The organism is Pectobacterium odoriferum, from assembly GCF_009931295.1.
In the GTDB taxonomy this organism is placed as follows: Bacteria; Pseudomonadota; Gammaproteobacteria; order Enterobacterales; family Enterobacteriaceae; genus Pectobacterium; species Pectobacterium odoriferum.
This window is the reverse complement of the sequence record NZ_CP034938.1, coordinates 57,775-75,944: the sequence shown is the minus strand read 5'-3', so window position 1 is coordinate 75,944 and position 18,170 is coordinate 57,775. Positions and strand designations below refer to the sequence as shown.

Genomic DNA, 18,170 nt, shown 5'->3' with positions numbered 1-18,170 from the left:
ATTAAGAATGAACAGCATGTCAAAATACAGTCTTATTAGTTTTACTGAATATAAAATTCTCTAGGCTGTTTTATATTATTATCGTAATCAGGAATTAAAAATAAACTAACATTGGAAATATAAAAACCCATAAGCCTTGGGATTGAATATAAAAATAGACTCGCCATTGAAAAATAACACGAGTATGATTTGTGCCCTTGCCAAGCGCTCTCGGCAATAAATACACACATCAATGGAGTGAAACACGATGTCTTTTTTCATGCAGTTACGTACGCTTTTCCTTTTCATCATAACCCTCTGCACACTTCCTGCCCTCGCGCAACCTTCATCCTCTGGGCTAACATGCGGGATTTATACAAATGACAGTGGTGTTAAAGCTTATGTAATAAACTCACAGGTACTACAGAAAAAATATAAAAACGAATACATTACGTCACGTTATACTTTGGAAAATGGCAAGGTTAATATAATATCAACCGACAGCTTGAATCCACCAGAAATAAATGAATTAATTGAAGAAAAGGAAGTTAAAAATTTTAATGAAGAATATGTATTAACAGAAAATAAAAATTGCGAAGAGGAAATTGGGATACCGAAAAGCGAAATTGGAAAAAAATGTTGGAGTGATATGAACGCATGTTCTTGGTCATTAGTGGAAAGTGATGTAAAAACACTTAAGCAATTATGCCGAGACAACTTTTACGTAGCCTGCCAGCATTGGGATAATCGTGTTTTTTTCGAGGAAAGAATAAAAAAACGTCCAGTGTCAATAGAAGATATAAACATAGATATACCACAACCATCAGAACCAGAATGGATTGAAACCCTTACGGAGTCATGCAGGTCTGGGCTGTCAGAAAAGATGTGTAATGAGGCGGCTAGATCATTGTGGAATAGTGGACAATATCTTGCTGCGCGAGACGCATTACAACTGGCTTGCAATACGCGTATGTGGGACAACTCTGTGTGCCAACAAGCAGATGATTTACGTTCACTCACAGAAAATGATATTTCCTCATCGGTATCTGGTTTACCAGTAGGGCATTATGCAACACGCGGTGGTGACGTTGATTTTATTATCACCAAAAATGGCACGGTAATAATAAAAGGAAGCCCATCGGTTAAGGCGCATATCGATAATGGCCTGATTCGTATCCCTCGCGATCTGCAAGAAGAAGCTATCGACCGCAGAAGTGATTTCCTTTTCCGTCGTGCGGGGGAAAATAAACTGATCAGCCTTGATATTTGGAATACGTTCAAAGTCTACGAATTGCAGAACTAAGCGACATCATCGTAGAGCCTTTTTCTACTATACCCTAAATAATTCGAGTTGCGTGAAGGCGGCAACCGAGCGAATCCCCAGGAGCTTACTCAGGTAAGTGACTGGGGTGAGTAAGGACAAATTGGCTAAGCCAATTTGAACGCCGTTTACGGCGGCCCTTCAGGGCGAGGCTCAGAGATGAGCCGAGTATTGCCAATGCACAAGCAGCTTGAAGTATGACGGGTATATCTTAATCATTCGCAAAGACGAAAGCTCTGAACGTCAGGGCAAGCAAATCACTTACCCTGATATTCATTTAAATCAATACCCTATCGCTGCCCCGGCTGGGCGGCGGATATCATTTGCGCCGTACAGGTAACCTTCACGCACTTTCCCGGATACCGCCGAGTCATTGCCTGAATCCGCAGGCGTCACGCCCGCCGCACCCGGTAAGCCAACCAAAATCAGCTCTGCTGCGCCCCAAGGCGTCTGTTCCACCATCTTGTAGCCGCGCTGCTTCAGCAGGTTCAGCGTATCCGCAGACAGCCCACGCTGTTCGTAATACACCTCGTCCGGTAGCCACTGATGATGGATACGTGGTGCGTCCACCGCTTCCTGCGGTGCCATGCCGTGATCGATGATATTCAACGCCGTTTGCAGCGTGATGGTGATAATGCGCGAACCGCCGGGCGAACCGAGCACCATGAAGACTTTTCCGTCTTTCGTCACCAGCGACGGGCTCATGGACGAAAGTGGGCGCTTACCGGGGGCGATCGAATTACGTTCCCCTTGCACCAATCCGTACAGGTTTTTCTCGCCAACTTTCACGGTAAAGTCATCCATTTCGTTATTGAGGAAGAAGCCCGTACCCGGCGCAATCACCACCGAACCAAAACGCCCGTTAACAGTATAGGTCGTGGACACCGCATTGCCCTGATTATCCACGATGGAGTAGTGCGTCGTTTCCGGTCGTTCGTGCGGGCCAATCCCCGGCTGCACGTTTTCGGACGGCGTCGCGTTCTCCGGTTCGATTTTTTTGCGAATTTCAGCAGCGTAATCCTTACTCAACAAGCGCTCGACGGGATTACTCACAAACGCCGGATCGCCGAGGTAGGTGTTGCGGTCCATGTACGCGTGGCGCATCGCTTCCGTCAGCACATGCACGGTGGCTGCCGAGTTAAAGCCCGTCGATTTAATGTCGTAACCTTCGACAATATTGAGAATTTCACACATCGTGACACCACCGGAGCTGGGCGGTGGCGAAGAGACAAATTGATAACCGCGATAGTTACAGGTTATCGGTGCCGTTTCGGTAATGCGATAATTGGCAAAATCAGCCGCGGTCAGCATTCCGCCGCCCTGCTTTGCCGCTTTCTCCACCGTCTGCGGGATTGTGCCCTTGTAGAAAGCATCCGGCCCTTTAGCGGCGATCGCCGCCAGCGTATTCGCCAGATCGGTTTGAACTAGCTTATCGCCGGGCTGCAACGCACTACCGTCAGGACGCAGGAAAATGCGCGCCGCTTCAGGATCGGCTTTGAAGCGCTTTACCGTGGTGTCCAGAATATCGGTGTCTGCTCGCGTCAGTTCAAAACCTTCACGCGCCAGTTTAATCGCGGGTGCCATCACCTGTTCGCGCGTCAATTTGCCGTATTTTTGCAGCGCGGTATCCAGCCCCAGCACCGTTCCCGGTACGCCAGCGGCCAGATAACCGTACAGGCTCGCATCCTTTTTCACGCTCCCATCAGCATTCAGGTACATGTTGGCGCTGGCCGCCGCTGGTGCGGTTTCACGGAAATTGATAAAGGTGTCTTTTCCATCGGCCAGATGGAGCGTCATAAACCCGCCGCCGCCGATATTGCCACAGCAGGGGTTCACCACCGCCTGCGCATAGCCCACAGCGACGGCAGCATCAATCGCATTCCCGCCCATCTTCATAATATCGACGCCAATCTGTGAAGCCAGATACTGCGAGCTGACCACCATGCCGTTTTTCGCTTCCACCGCAGGGGCCGATGCCGCCTGCACGGTTCCACTTACCAGCAGTGCCGCCATACTCAGTGACAACCGCCATTTTCCCGATGCTATCCTTCCCAAGGTTGTGTTTTTTATTCTCATGAAGACCTCTTTATCCCATTGATTTTACTGATTGCGTTATCTCTGCGCTCTTGCGAAGCCAATTTGCAAAGTCCGCGCCAACAAACGGCAGCGGCTTAACACATTCACCAGCAGCAGTAAGAAGCGTAGGAAAGGCATGAGAAATTGCGAAAATAACCGCTTATCTTTGCGACGCTGCACGATAAATACGCCCCATTGTGGGACATCAGGCTCATAGCTGTCGCACGGACCGCCATAAACGCAGCCGCGCACCAAACACATTCACCAACAGGCCGACCATAATCAGCACCGCGCCCACGATCTGTAGTAACGAGAGAGATTCACCCAGAAAAACGGCGGCGCTGACCAGTCCAACCACCGGCACCAGCAGCGACAGAGGGGCCACACGCCAGGTTTCATAGCGCGCCAGCAGGCTTCCCCAAATCCCATAACCAATAATGGTTGCCGCAAACGCCAGATAAACCAGAGATAATATCGTCGGCAGTTGGATGGCCGTTAAACTATGGACAATCGCATCCCTACCTTCAAACAGCCAGGAACTGATGAAAAACGGTGCGACAGGCACCAGCGCTCCCCACACCACCAGCGACATGATGCGCACATCGCTGTTTTTACTCATGATCACTTTATTGATAATGTTGCCCACCGCCCATGACAGTGCCGCCGCCAGCGTCAGTAGCAGCGTGGTGGTGGTCATTCCAGATGACATTTGCAGCGTTGTGCGCCCTTCTGCCAGCACGACCATCCCTAGCGCCGCCACCAGAATGCCGACAACGTGATTCCAGCGCAGCTTTTCGGATAGTAAGACCGCGCCAACCAGCAGCGTAAAAAAAGCCTGAGCCTGTAGTACCAGCGAGGCAATCCCAGCAGGCATGCCCAGCTTGATGGCGAGGAACAAAAAGCCAAACTGACCAAAGCTGATCGTCATGCCATAGGCGAGCAGCCATTTCAGGGGAATACGTGGGAAAGGAACAAAGAAAATAGCCGGGAGCGCCACCAGCGAAAAACGTAGCCCTGCCAGTAAGAAAGGCGGCATGTCGTTCAGCCCAACCTTGATCACCACGAAGTTCACGCCCCATAGCACGACAACACACAGCGCGAGCAGCGCATCTTTCAACGACATTCTCATCCCCTGATCAAATACGTAACAAATACCGTCTTCAAGGTACGCGTAAAATGAAAATACGGATAAGAAAAGATAATTATGACGTTACGTGACAATGACTAAACGTAACCATGATGTGGGATAGCCGACCACCCGAATTCGTGGTCGGCAAGATAGCGTTTATTCGATGGCGATCGGTTTTTCCGTCAGCGTGGTTTTATTGTCACCCTGAATGGCTTTCACTTTCTGCTCCGTTTTCTGTACCGCATCTGCGCTACTCAACAGGCTGTACGTCAACTCAAACGTCGTGCTCTGGCCGGGCTGTAACTTTTTGACCCGCCCTTGTTCGCGTTCAATCGTGACTGGATAGGCGTAGTTAGTACCGGGCTCGATCCCCGTGACATAGCCCTGTTTTTCCGTGTCCGTGTTTTTCCACAGCGTCAGCAGCGGCAGTTGATGGGTGTCAAAGGCAATCGACACGCCCTTATCTCCCGCCTTGTTCACCAGCGCCGCCAGCGTTTTACCCTGTGCATCCGTATACGGCGTGATGTTAAACACCATTTCATCAAAGTCTTTTGTCGGCCCTTTGTAGGTTTGCCAGGTTGCCAGACCCGCTTTGGCATGGTCATTAAACGGAGAAATGTCTTTTACCGGTGCGATGAAACGCGCACCTTCTTCCAAAATCGGCGTGCCGAAATTGCTGTGGTAGATAATCTGATAGTCACGCGGGTAGTCGGCTTTGTTGGTCAGCACATCGTGCACGGTAAACGACTCGCTGCCGGGGACGTAACGCAGCTCGGTCCAGGTTTCCAGATTCGACTTCTTAAAGCTGTTTTCCTTCAGCAGACCGCGCACCGTAATGGTATGCGGCGCTTTATCACTGACTTCCACCACCACTTTTGACGCTGGCGTGTTGCCCGCACGGCCATGCAGGGTATAGATCATGCCCTCGCTGACAACCGGGTGCCCCGTCCATTCGAAGCCGCAGCGCACCATCATCTCATTGAAACCTTCCAGCCAGCCCAATCCATTTCGGCTTTCCAAATTGATGGTATTCGGGTTGACGACCTCATCAACCGGCGAATCCCACCCTAAACGGATGTTTTTGCCTGTTACATGCAGCAAGTTCATCCCTCGCGTCGGGCTGAGAGCAATTTTCAGGCCGTCCTGGCTGGTAATTGTGATCACTTTACTGCCTTCCTGACGTCCGCCGTGCAGGACTTTTTGCTCAATGCTGAAATGCTGATTTTGTATCTTCAGGGCATCACTGCCAATTTGCCAGTTTCCCTTTTCCACACTGCCTTCAGCATCTGTCAGCACAAACGTCTGTGCCGATAGTTGCCATGATGTCAGCGCCAGTGTAATGCCTATAGCCAGTAATTTTTTCATGTTAACCATCCCTCTCTGCTGAATTGTTTTAGCTAATGCGAGCTAAAGACTACAAATCAGCAGATGGTCAGAATGTGATAGCTATCACCAGATGGAAAAATTCGGCATTGTCGCGTTATTTATCCAATTAGCATCACTAATTCACTATGAATGGCATCTATAATTGCAGAATTATTGAGACATCGATCGGTAAAAGCTGACATCGTTTCAGCAAAATAAAGCCGACCGTCTGAAATCATTTCCACGCCCATGCTCACCTCAGCAAATTATTCTGAATATTAAACGCTATGCGGGATAAAAAATTACCGGGCTATTTTTTGACCACATTGCACCCTATTGGCGCAAGCGCTATGGTTGCCGCTAACCTGTGTACGACCACTGATAACTAAACTATGAACTTTTCTCTTTTCGGTAAGAAATTCACACGTCACGCTGGCATCACCCAATTAATGGACGATCTGAACGAAGGGCTGCGTACGCCAGGCGCCATCATGCTGGGCGGTGGCAATCCGGCGCATATTCCGGAGATGGATAGCTACTTCAAACAGCTGTGTCAGGATATGCTGGAACAAGGGAAATTAACGGAAGCGCTATGCAACTACGACGGCCCGCAAGGTAAGGATACGCTGCTTAAGGCGCTGGCCGAGCTGCTGAGTAATGAATTAGGCTGGCAGATTGGACCACAGAACATTGCGCTAACAAATGGCAGCCAGAGTGCGTTTTTCTACTTATTTAACCTGTATGCTGGTCGCCACAGCGATGGCAGCCTGAAAAAGGTGCTGTTCCCGCTGGCACCAGAATATATCGGCTATTCGGATTCCGGGCTGGACGACAACATGTTCGTCTCCGTTCGTCCTCAGATCGAGCTGTTGCCCGAGGGGCAATTTAAATATCACGTCGATTTCGATAACTTGTCGATTACCGATGATATCGGGCTGGTCTGCGTATCCCGCCCGACCAATCCAACTGGTAACGTGCTGACCGACGACGAGCTGATGCGTCTGGATATTCTGGCGCAGCAGCACAAGATTCCCCTGCTGATTGATAACGCCTACGGCGTGCCTTTCCCCGGCATCATCTTCAGCGATGCCACGCCGCTGTGGAACCCGAACATCATCCTGTGCATGAGCCTGTCCAAGCTGGGTCTGCCCGGCTCACGCTGCGGTATCGTCATTGCGGATGAAAAGGTGATTTCCGCCATCGGCAACATGAACGGCATCATTAGCCTGTCTCCGGGTGCAATCGGACCGGCACTGGCGCATGAGATGATTCAGCGTGGCGATCTGCTGCGCTTATCTAACGACGTCGTCCGCCCGTTCTACCAGCAGCGTGTAACAGAAACCATCGCAATCATTCGCCGCTATCTATCGCCCGAGCAGTGCCTGATTCATAAGCCGGAAGGTGCGATCTTCCTGTGGCTGTGGTTTAAGGATCTGCCTATCACGACAGAAATTCTGTACCAGCGCCTGAAAAAACGCGGCGTTCTCATGGTGCCGGGCCACTACTTCTTCCCCGGCTTAGATCAGGACTGGCCGCACGCTCACCAGTGCATGCGCATGAATTATGTGCCGGAGCCGGAAAAAATCGAGCGCGGTATTGCGATTCTGGCGGAAGAAGTAGAAAAGGCGATGCAAGAAGGCTAATTCGCCACAAAAATAGACTCGTCATTAAACGAAATACGGTGGGGCAAAGCACCGCCCCACTATTTTTTACTGCGCACTTGCAGCATGCTAAGGCCAGGCATTTCCCTCTTTTTATTCACTCTCCCAGTTTTTGCCATCCCGTTCTTACCGTCCACCACATTAGTCGACTAACGATTAGCCAGTTGAATTATGTTTTGCATTTTTAATCGGTAATAACATTTATTTACCCCCAATCAATAGTTAACCCCTTCAAAAAAGACGCCAATCTCACATATCTAATCAAAATTTTCAGAATAATTGCGCATTCTGCGCAACTTCTTGCTCACTTTCTGGTTGAAATCACTTTTTGCGCAATGGATGCCGTTTTTTCACGAGGTCTGCGCAACTTTTTGCTCAAATTTTGCTTAAGTAAAATTTGAGTTAAATTATTTTCTATTAAAAACAACAAGATAAAACTTGGCATGTGAATTGCTATACAGAGCGTGAAGTTATTCAACTCGTTCAACAACAAGGAGCAAGACTATGCCAACTCCATGCTATATCAGCATCGAAGGGAAAACTCAGGGCAACATCACCGCGGGTGCTTTCACCTCTGACTCTGTCGGCAACATCTATGTGGAAGGCCACGAAGATGAAATGCTGGTGCAGGAATTCAAACACATCGTCACCGTACCGACCGACCCGCAGTCCGGTCAGCCATCTGGTCAGCGTGTGCACAAACCGTTCAAATTCACCGTGGCACTGAACAAAGCGGTTCCACTGCTGTACAACGCGTTGTCTACCGGTGAAATGCTGCCCACCACCACCCTGAAGTGGTATCGCACCTCGGTGGAAGGCAAGCAGGAGCACTTCTTCTCTACCATCCTGACCGATGCCACCATCGTGGATATCGACTGCAAAATGCCACACTGTCAGGACCCGTCAAAACTGGACTACACCCAGCTGATTGAAGTGTCGCTGGCCTACCGCAAAATTGACTGGGAGCACACCGTTGCCGGGACTTCCGGCTCTGATGACTGGCGTGCACCGGTCGAAGCGTAATTTTGTTGTATTCAACCCGGGCTTGTCCCGGGTTTTTTGCGTGCACTGCCCTGAGGTCTGATTCTCCCAGACCTGAGTGCAGACAACACGGTTTTCATCACGGGACGCGAGGGAATAAACGTGGCAAACAGTACAGGATTACAGTTCACGGTAAAGGTCGGCGCATTGCCTGCCCCGACGTTTGCCGTGGTGGATTTTCAGCTCAGCGAAGCGCTTAACCAGCCGTTTGCCCTGTCGCTGAATCTGGCGAGTGCCTTGCCGGATATGGATTTTGGTACGGTGCTTGACCAGCCGTGTGAGTTGATGGTGTGGTATGAAGGCATACTCCAACGGCGAGTGAGTGGCATTGTCAGCGCCTTTGCACAGGGCGACACCGGCTTTCGCCGCACGCGCTATCAGGCGGAAGTCCGTCCGGCGTTGTGGCGGCTGGGGCTGCGTACCAACGCCCGCATCTTTCAGGCGCAAAAGCCGGAAGTCATTATCGGTACGTTGCTGGAAGAGTCTGGGATTACCGACTACGCCTTTGCGCTGCGCCATGAGCACGCGCCACGCGAATACTGCGTGCAGTATCGGGAAAGCGATTTAGCCTTTATCACCCGTCTGGCCGCTGAAGAGGGGATGTACTTCTTCCATGAATTTGAGGAAGGCAAACACCGCGTCGTCTTTGCGGATGATGCCGGGGCGCTCAGCAAAGGCTCTGAACTGTTTTTCAACCTTGCCACACAGGGTCTCAGCGAAGGGCCGTACGTAAACCGCTTCCGCTATGCCGAAGCCGTCAGTACCGCAGAAGTCGCCCTCAAGGATTACAGCTTCAAAACCCCGCCTATGGTCTGCTGCACAGCAAGATGAGTGGCGAGCTGACGCACCAGCGCGAAAGCTATCAGCACTTCGACTACCCAGGGCGCTTTAAACAAGACCCGAGCGGCAAGGCCTTTACCGGCTACCGGCTGGACGCACTGCGGGCGGGTGCCATGACCGGTTCCGGTGAATCCAATGCCGCTGAACTGATGCCCGGCAGCAGTTTTGCTTTAACCGAACACCCCAACCCGGCACTCAATACCGGCTGGCAACTGGTGGCCATTACCCACAGCGGGCAGCAGCCGCAGGCGCTGGAAGAAGAAAGCGGCGGCGAACCGACCACCTACAGCAACAGCTTTGAGGTCATCAGTGCCAAAAGCACCTGGCGTGCTGACCTGCCCTACAAACCGATGGTGGACGGCCCGCAAATCGCCACCGTGGTCGGCCCGGCAGGTGAAGAAATTTACTGCGACCAATACGGGCGCATCAAACTGCAATTTCCGTGGGACCGCTACGGCGCGAGCAACGACCAGAGTTCCTGCTGGGTGCGCGTCAGCCAGGGCTGGGCCGGTGGTCAGTACGGCCTGATTGCCATCCCGCGCATCGGCCATGAGGTGATTGTTAGCTTCCTTGAAGGTGACCCCGACCAGCCGATTGTGACCGGCAGAACCTTTCATGCCACCAACCCGGCACCGTATCCGCTGCCCGCCAACAAGACGCGCACCTCAATCCGCACATCAACCCACAAAGGCGCGGGGTTCAACGAACTGCGCTTTGAAGATCAGGCTGGGCAGGAAGAAGTGTTTATTCATGCCCAGAAAGACATGAATACCGTGGTGCTCAATAACCGCAGTACCTCGGTGAATGTGGATCACAACGAAAACATTGGCCGCGATCAAACGGTTGTCGTACAGCAAAATCAGACGGTCTCCGTCATTGCCGATCAGATTACCGAGATCCAGGGGGAGCAAACGGTTGTGGTGAAAAAAAACCGGAGCACTGTCGTGGAAGACAACGAAACACTGAGGGTGACGAACGATATCTTTATCCATGCCGAAGACGGCAGCATTCAGATTGGTACGGGTGCTGGCTATATCTCAATCAAGCACAGCGGAGATATTGAGATCGTCGGGAATAACCTAACGCTGAACGGCACCCGTATCGATTTGAATTAAGGATGACTATGTATCAGATGAATGAAGGGACGCTGGCTATCCCCGCCGATTGGCGCGATGAATCACTCCATGTTTTTGTTCTGCCGGGCGATGCCATCAACCTGGTTGTCAACCGGACTCCGATTGACTTCGGCCTGACAGCAGAGACGGTTTATCAGCAGACGTTGGACCAGTTTGCGGCACACCTAAAAGGGTATGAAGAGCGCAACGTTTGGGCATTGACGCTGGATGGGCAACCCGCACACGGACTGGAATATACCTGGCGGTCACCAGAAGGGCCGATGCATCAGGTTGTCGTGATGCAGGTACGCGGTGAGTTATTGCTGACGTTTACCGTAACCGTGGCGGGCGAGCTCAGTGCGGAGCAGAAAACGGCGATGCTGGCGGTGGTCGAGACCTTTAAAGCCACTGCCTGAAAGGAGTCATCATGCTGAGTGATATTCTGAACCGTGTTGCCCGCGTGGGGGCCATGCATGCAGGCAAAGGCCCGACACCGCCGGCCGGTCGTCCTCAACCGGGCCAAGGAAAAGCACCGACATCACCGGGCAAAACCATCAAGCACAAAAGTTTTCTCGGTGCGCTGGCTGGGGCTATCGCAGGGGCGGTTGTAGCAGCCGTAGCCTTTGCCGCAGCGGCTGCCGTGGCAGGTGCCATTGCCGTCGCTGTTGTCGGGACGGGCGGCATGGGGGCGGCGCTGGTGGTGGGTGCCGTCAAACTTGCGGTGGGGTTTGGTGCAGTCAGCCTGCTAGGGGGACTGATTAGCAGCGTCTCCAGCAAAGTTTCTGCCATGGTAGACAGCGGCGCCCCGCCGTTTGGGCCCGTCGATTCTGGCTCAGACACCGTGTTTGCGGAGAAAAAGCCCATTTCCCGTGCTGAGGTTGATACGGTAGCCTGCACCAAACACAACTCGCCCCAGTTGATTGCGCAAGGCAGTGAAACCGTCTACGTCAATGGCTCGCCAGCAGCACGTATCGACGATAAAACCGTCTGTGGTGCCACCATCAAAGAAGGGGCATCCACCGTCTTTTTTGGCTCCGGTCAGCAAACCTGTCTGGATATTAGTGACGAATTCAGCTGGTGGGAAAAAGCGCTGCTGATAGCCGTGGAATTTCTGGTACCACCCAGCCGGGGCATGTTCAAAGGGCTAGGGAAGCTATTTACACGTGGGCCAACCGCGGTGCTCAAAGGCATTCGCATGGGTGCGTTAAGAACGGCGGTGGGGCTACGGAGAGCGGCTCGGTGTGCCAGCAAAGGGTTTAAAAATAGCAAAGGGTTGGCACGTATTAAGGAAGCCACTCGGGGCTTTCTAAAAGATCCGGTCTATATTCCCAGCGGGGATGTGATCGAGATGCGTCTGGATCTCGAACTGGGGCAAACACTTCCTCTGCTTTTTGAGCGCACTTACCGCTCTGCCGCCACCCATACCGGCCTGCTAGGACGCGGCTGGTATGACACCTGGAGCGAAACCGCATACGTCAGCCACGACGGCCTGAATACCCACGTCGTTATCACGCTGGCACAGGGATACGACATTGATTTCACCTTCCATCAGGATGTGCAGGCGGTATTTTGTCCGCTCTATCCGGCCTTTACTCTGCATCGGCGGGCAGAGGGATTCAGCCTGTGGGATCGTGACAGCCTCACCTGGCGTGAGTTCGATGTGCCTCAGGGCGATCGGCTGCTTCTGTCGTCCGTGCGCGACCCGCACGACAACCGCATTACCCTGATCCGCGATCCAAAAGGCTATCTGCGCAAGGTGCAACACAGTGATGGTATCGAGCTGCTGCTGGTATGGCGGGGAGATTACCTACACCAGATACAGCGCATTGATGCCGGACAAAAAACCGTACTGGCCGAATATCGGCAGGATGAACAGGGGCGACTGATTGAGGCCGATGCCACCCATGCCTATCACCTGTTCTACGACTATGACAACGAAAACCGACTCACGCGCTGGCATGACAACGACCAGACCTGGGCGCGTTACGAGTATGACTATCAGGGTCGCTGCGTTTACACCACCTGTGCCGACGGCTATCTGACGGCGCATTTTGAGTATCTCGACGATCGCGTAGTCATGACCGACGGATTAGGTCAGCGCAGCGAATTTGGCTTCAATCACCTGCACCTGATGAGCTGGGAAAAATCCCCGTTAGGGCACGTCACCCGCTACGACTACGACAACCACGGCAACCTGCTGCGTGAGATTTCCCCGGCGGGCCGGGTGGTTGAATTCACCTATCTGGACGATAGCGGTCTGGTGAGCACATTCACCGACGGCAGCGGTCATGCCTGGGCCTATGACTACGACGACGCTCAGCGGTTATGCGGTATCACCGACCCACTGGGGCGCATCTGGCAATGGGCGTTCGATGAGGTGGGCAACCCAGAGAAGCTCACGGAGCCGGATACTCGCGAAGTACGATTTACCTGGAACCGCCACGGCCTGCTGACGCAGGTGAGCGATCAGGCGGGCGAGGTTCAGGCACGGCTGCGTTACGATCATCGCCAGCGACTGTTGAGTGCCAGCGATGCGCTCGGGCGTACCCAGCAGCTACGCTATGACCAGCAGGACAGAGTCGTGCAGTGGCAGCGGCCAGACGGAGCACAATTCCGTCTGGGATACCGCCGTGCAAGCTGGAAGCTGCCGGAGCAGCTGATACGCCCCGACGACAAACAAGAACAACGCCAATACGACAAACAAGAACAACGCCAATACGACAAGCATAACAACCTGCTGAACTATACCGACGGCAACGGCGCGGTATGGGCACAAACCTACGGCGCGTTTGATTTGCTGACGTCACGTACTGACGCAGCAGGCCGTACCTGGCAGTACGAGTATGACAAAGAAAGCCAGCAGCTTGTCTGCGTGATTGCCCCTGATGGCAACCGCTGGCAGTGGTGGCTGGATGCGGATGCGCGGGTTATCCGCGAACGGGACATGGCGGGTACGGAGACCCACTACGGCTACGACGAAGACGGCCACTGCATCGCCATCCGTAATGGCGAAGGCGAAACCCGCCACTTCATGTATGACGGACGCGGGCTGCTTATCAAAGAAACCGCGCCGGACGATACCCTGCATTATCGCTATGACGCCGCAGGCAGGCTTATCGAAGTCACCTCCGCGACCAGCCACGTCCAACTGGAGTATGACCTCCGTGACCGGGTGATACGGGAGTGGCTGAACGGCGCCCTGCTCACCCGGCAGTTTGACGATACCGCACGCACCGTAACGCGGACGCTAGCCAGAGAAGATGAGCGCGATGACGCATTGACCAGCACGTTCAGCTATAGCGCAGCGGGTGAACTGCAACAGGTACATTTGCCGGACGGCGCGGAGCTCACCCTTGCTCATGATGCCGCCGGGCGGGAGTCCTCCCGTTCAGGCGGGGCGTTTGTCCAGCACCGCGAATATGACGTGATGGGCTGGCTGACGCGCGAAATGAGCGGTCAGCAGCAGGATGGTCGTTTGCACGCTTCACAGACTAGGGAATATCTGTATGACGGAGCTGGCAATCTGGCCGGTGCCCGCCATAACCGCGAGGCGGCAGGTTACAAACTGGACGCGACCGGACGGGTGCTGTCCGTCCTCAGCGGTGGCGCAGGGCGTGCGGTCGAAACCGACGAAGCTTACCGCTACACCCGCAACGGCCTGCCGCAGGAGACCGCCCGACTCACCGAGTGGCAGGCGGGCAGGCTGACTCAGCACGATGATACCCACTACCAGTACGACAAAGCCGGACGGCTCATCCGTAAACAGGTGGTTCAGCCGGGCTACCGTCCTCAGGTGTGGCACTACCGCTGGGACAGCCGTAACCAGCTCCGGGTTGTCGACACCCCGACAGGCGAGCGCTGGTTCTACCGCTACGACCCGTTCGGGCGACGCACCGGCAAACGCTGTGAGCAGACGCAGGACGATATCCTCTACCTGTGGGACGGCGACCAGATAGCCGAAGTGCGCCATTACCGCAGCGGTGAACGCGTTGCCCGCCGCCACTGGGTACACAACGGCTGGGAGTTGCTGGTTCAGCAGCGCCAGAATGCTGATGGACGTTGGGAAACCGATTTTGTCACCAGCAGCCAGAACGGTGAACCGCAGGCTCTGTACCGACCCGACGGTACCCTGCGCTGGCAGGCACCCAAAAGCACCCTCTGGGGCCAGCGACAAGGCTCCACGGAAGACTCTGCCGACCCAGGCCTTGCCTTTGCCGGACAGTACCGTGACACCGAAAGCGGGCTATGTTATAACCGTTTTCGGTACTACGACCCGACTGGTGGATGTTATGTCTCGCCGGACCCGATAGGGATAGCGGGGGGTGAGAGTAACTATGGGTATGTGCCGAATCCGAATACGTGGGTTGATCCGTTTGGGTTGGCTGGTTGTGAAAACATACTGCGTCCTAGTAAACCTAAAATTTTAAGTAAAAGTAATTTATCTTCAACCGAGAGAAATTACTTAGAACGTCAGTTTATGAAAAAGAAAAATGCACTTAATAGAGCTGCTAAAAGGGGGGAATTAGTTTGGTCTCCTGGTACTCATGATGTCAGAATATCGTCGGTACAGAGTTCATATAGGAAGGCTGTTTCTGAACGTTACGAACGAATGTTTGGTAAATCACCAGATCTCTCAAAACTGAATGCCGATCACCCAGTTGATTTAATTGTTGGTGGTTCTGCAACACAGAATTTACAAATGCTGAATGAAACCATTAATAAAAGTGTTGGTAGTGCTCTTAAAAATGCAGGAAGAAAAGCAGGGCTTCAACCTGGTGATAAAATAAGCGCTATAATATTTAATTGAGGCATGAGATGAATATTAATTTCAAAATTTTTACTGATACAGCTACGGTAGTTGTATTTGATTTGCAATCACTTAAGCATAGAGTTACTGATACGCCAGATTGGTGGAGTATCGAAGATGATGAAATAGATGAAATCAATAATGGGAATGCTGTTTTTTTAAATTTAGGCAGTGATGGCGAATATTCAATAAATATCGTTGAATCTTTAAATGATTATAATGGTTTTGCATATATAAACGCACCTTCGGGAAATATATTTATTGGCGCTGGTGAGGATACTACTGGTGGTGATCTGGAACCAGATGACATAAACAGTGTGTCGGGTGATTTTATAAATGTTCTTCCGGGTAGTTATTCTGTGAGATTCAAAAAAGTGGACAGTGAAATATATTTATCCTTTTCGCCATCGAAAGAGAAGAGAAACAAAATAGAAGCATCTATTAGGTTATAAAATAAAAAGCCGGAAGCGATCCCCACGATCCTTCCGGCTTTATTATTTAACCGCTCGTCTGATTACGCCGTTATCGCCGCGGACACCACCCGTAATGGCGAAGGCGAAACCCGCCACTTCCTGTATGACGGACGCGGGTTGCTCATCAAAGAAACCGCGCCGGACGATACCCTGCACTACCGCTATGACGCCGCAGGCAGGCTTATCGAAGTCACCTCCGCGACCAGCCACGTCCAACTGGAGTATGACCTCCGTGACCGGGTGATACGGGAGTGGCTGAACGGCACCCTGCTCACCCGGCAGTTTGATGATACCGCACGCACCGTGACACGAACCCTGGCCGGGGAAGATGAGCGCGATGGCGCACTGACCAGCACGTTCAGCTATAGCGCGGCAGGTGAACTGCAACAGGTGCAGCTACCGGACGGCGCAGAGCTCACCCTTGTCCATGACGCCGCCGGGCGGGAAGCATCTCGTTCAGGCGGGGCGTTTGTCCAGCACCGCGAATATGACGTGATGGGCTGGCTGACCCGTGACATGAGCGGTCAGCAACAGGACGGGCGTCTGCACGCCTCACAGACGCGGGAATATCTGTATGACGGCGCGGGCAATCTGGCCGGTGCCCGCCATAACCGCGAGGCGGCAGGCTACAAACTGGACGCGACCGGACGGGTGCTGTCCGTCCTCAGCGGTGGCGCAGGCCGCACGGTGGAAACCGACGAAGCTTACCGCTACACCCGCAACGGCCTGCCGCAGGAGACCGCCCGACTCACCGAATGGCAGGCGGGCAGGCTGACTCAGCACGACGACACCCATTACCAGTACGACAAAGCCGGACGGCTGATACGCAAGCAGGTGGTTCAGCCGGGCTACCGTCCTCAGGTCTGGCACTACCGCTGGGACAGCCGTAACCAGCTCAGAGTCGTTGACACCCCGACGGGCGAACGCTGGTTCTATCGTTATGACCCGTTCGGGCGGCGCACCGGCAAACGCTGTGAGCAGACACAGGACGATATCCGCTACCTATGGGACGGCGACCAGATAGCCGAAGTACGCCATTACCGTAACGGTGAACGCGTTGCCCGCCGCCACTGGGTGCACAACGGCTGGGAGTTGTTGGTCCAGCAGCGCCAGAATGCTGATGGACGCTGGGAAACCGATTTTGTCACCAGCAGCCAGAACGGTGAGCCGCAGGCCGTCTTCAATCCACAAGGCGAACTGCGCTGGCGGGCACCGAAAAGCACCCCCTGGGGGCAGTGGCAGAGCCATCTTGAGGAAAATATCGACCCAGGCCTTGGCTTTGCCGGACAGTACCGTGACACCGAAAGCGGGCTATGTTATAACCGTTTTCGGTACTACGACCCAGCAGGTGGATGTTATGTCTCGCCGGACCCGATAGGGATAGCGGGGGGTGAGAGTAACTATGGGTATGTGCCGAATCCCAATACGTGGGTTGATCCGTTTGGGTTGGCTGGCGAAAATGTATTTATACATTATACAGATAAAGCTGGATTTGAAAGTATACTGAAAACTGGAGTTCTTAGGCCGAACGCCGCAGGGAAAGTATATGTAACAGATATTTTGATGTCTCCTAAAGATGTTATGAGAGATATTCTAATTAATGATCCCTTCCATGCAGGACGTGGTGACTATGCAATCATTTTTAAAGCAGACTCAGTCCAAATGAGTAATATTAGGCAATCTTCCATGCTTGAATACATTCATTCTGGTAAGATAAAATTAAACGATGTTTTATACTCTGGAACCAATCCATACTCAATAACATCTAATATGAATTATGAGGCTAGGAATAAGCTAACCCTCAATCAGATAGGTATGCGAGGTAAATGCGGTGTTAGAAAATGAGAAAAAAATAATCATTACGCAGGATGAGATCAGTGCATTAAAAAAGCTCATTATGTATACTAAATTCTCTTGCAGTGATGTCGAATCACTTCAATTTGCTGGCAGTTCTGCTATAAATTCATTATTCGATAAAATTATCGAGGCTGATTATCTTGGAAAATATGAGAAAGAATTTTATAGTCAAAGAAATATAGATAATGAGGTTTTCTTAAAAGAAAAAATGGAAAGATATAAAAACAAATCAATTAATAAATTAAGTGAGGAACTATTAAGTAAAGCATTTAGAGAGTGTATTCATCCATTCCCCTCGAAATAATTTTATTAATAGTGATGGACAGCCCGACTCTTCAACCTGCGGCCTTTAAGTTTAATGGTTGAGAGTCTGCTGCTATGCGCGTGCAGCACCTTCTAGCTAATTGTGGTGGGCGATTTATTTCTTCTCAAAAACATGGAGAAACCATCTCCTTTTCAATCGCTGCCATTCCCCATTTACTTCATGCTTTAAAATCAGCAAGTAA

10 protein-coding genes and 2 pseudogenes are annotated in these 18,170 nt (G+C 52.3%); 9 read left to right on the top strand and 3 right to left on the bottom strand.

Features of this window, described 5'->3' with window-relative positions; genetic code table 11:
- Positions 1 to 247: 247 nt before the first annotated feature.
- Entirely contained in the window at positions 248 to 1,282 is a 1,035-nt protein-coding gene (locus EO763_RS00325; protein WP_161527733.1) for a hypothetical protein, read from the top strand.
- 300 nt (positions 1,283 to 1,582) lie between these two features.
- On the opposite strand, the gene ggt is transcribed toward EO763_RS00325, so the two are convergent.
- The 3 genes from ggt to EO763_RS00310 form a co-directional block, all read right to left on the bottom strand.
- Complete coding sequence (gene ggt, locus EO763_RS00320) at positions 1,583 to 3,376, bottom strand: gamma-glutamyltransferase (protein ID WP_044204089.1); 1,794 nt, start codon at positions 3,374 to 3,376, stop codon at positions 1,583 to 1,585.
- 211 nt (positions 3,377 to 3,587) lie between these two features.
- Positions 3,588 to 4,499, bottom strand: coding sequence for an EamA family transporter (locus tag EO763_RS00315; RefSeq protein WP_044204087.1), 912 nt, complete (start codon positions 4,497 to 4,499; stop codon positions 3,588 to 3,590).
- Positions 4,500 to 4,661: 162 nt separating this feature from the next.
- A complete protein-coding gene (locus tag EO763_RS00310; RefSeq protein WP_103157831.1) occupies positions 4,662 to 5,870 on the bottom strand; it encodes an aldose 1-epimerase family protein in 1,209 nt (402 codons plus the stop codon).
- Between the two features lie 392 nt (positions 5,871 to 6,262).
- On the opposite strand from EO763_RS00310, the gene EO763_RS00305 reads away from it, so the two are divergent.
- The 8 genes and pseudogenes from EO763_RS00305 (at position 6,263) to EO763_RS00270 (ending at position 17,968) form a co-directional block, all read left to right on the top strand.
- Positions 6,263 to 7,513 (top strand): valine--pyruvate transaminase, encoded by a 1,251-nt coding sequence (locus EO763_RS00305; protein ID WP_161527732.1) that lies wholly within the window; start codon positions 6,263 to 6,265, stop codon positions 7,511 to 7,513.
- Positions 7,514 to 8,035: 522 nt separating this feature from the next.
- The gene (locus EO763_RS00300; protein ID WP_039276651.1) at positions 8,036 to 8,554 is read left to right on the top strand and encodes an Hcp family type VI secretion system effector; all 519 of its coding nucleotides are present in this window, start codon (positions 8,036 to 8,038) and stop codon (positions 8,552 to 8,554) included.
- A gap of 120 nt (positions 8,555 to 8,674) precedes the next feature.
- Positions 8,675 to 10,527, top strand: a pseudogene (locus EO763_RS00295) (type VI secretion system Vgr family protein).
- An 8-nt stretch (positions 10,528 to 10,535) separates the two neighbouring features.
- On the top strand, positions 10,536 to 10,943 hold the full coding sequence (locus EO763_RS00290) for a DUF1795 domain-containing protein (protein ID WP_161527731.1): 408 nt from the start codon (positions 10,536 to 10,538) through the stop codon (positions 10,941 to 10,943).
- An 11-nt stretch (positions 10,944 to 10,954) separates the two neighbouring features.
- Complete coding sequence (locus tag EO763_RS00285) at positions 10,955 to 15,334, top strand: RHS repeat-associated core domain-containing protein (RefSeq protein ID WP_244322037.1); 4,380 nt, start codon at positions 10,955 to 10,957, stop codon at positions 15,332 to 15,334.
- A gap of 8 nt (positions 15,335 to 15,342) precedes the next feature.
- Positions 15,343 to 15,786: a DUF6386 family protein gene (locus EO763_RS00280; protein ID WP_103165142.1), complete on the top strand. Its 444-nt coding sequence runs from the start codon at positions 15,343 to 15,345 to the stop codon at positions 15,784 to 15,786.
- A 90-nt stretch (positions 15,787 to 15,876) separates the two neighbouring features.
- Positions 15,877 to 17,652 (top strand): annotated as a pseudogene (locus tag EO763_RS00275) (RHS repeat domain-containing protein); the annotation flags it as partial.
- Positions 17,639 to 17,968: a hypothetical protein gene (locus tag EO763_RS00270; protein WP_161527730.1), complete on the top strand. Its 330-nt coding sequence runs from the start codon at positions 17,639 to 17,641 to the stop codon at positions 17,966 to 17,968. The pseudogene EO763_RS00275 and the gene EO763_RS00270, both read left to right, overlap by 14 nt.
- The last annotated feature ends 202 nt before the right edge of the window (positions 17,969 to 18,170 follow it).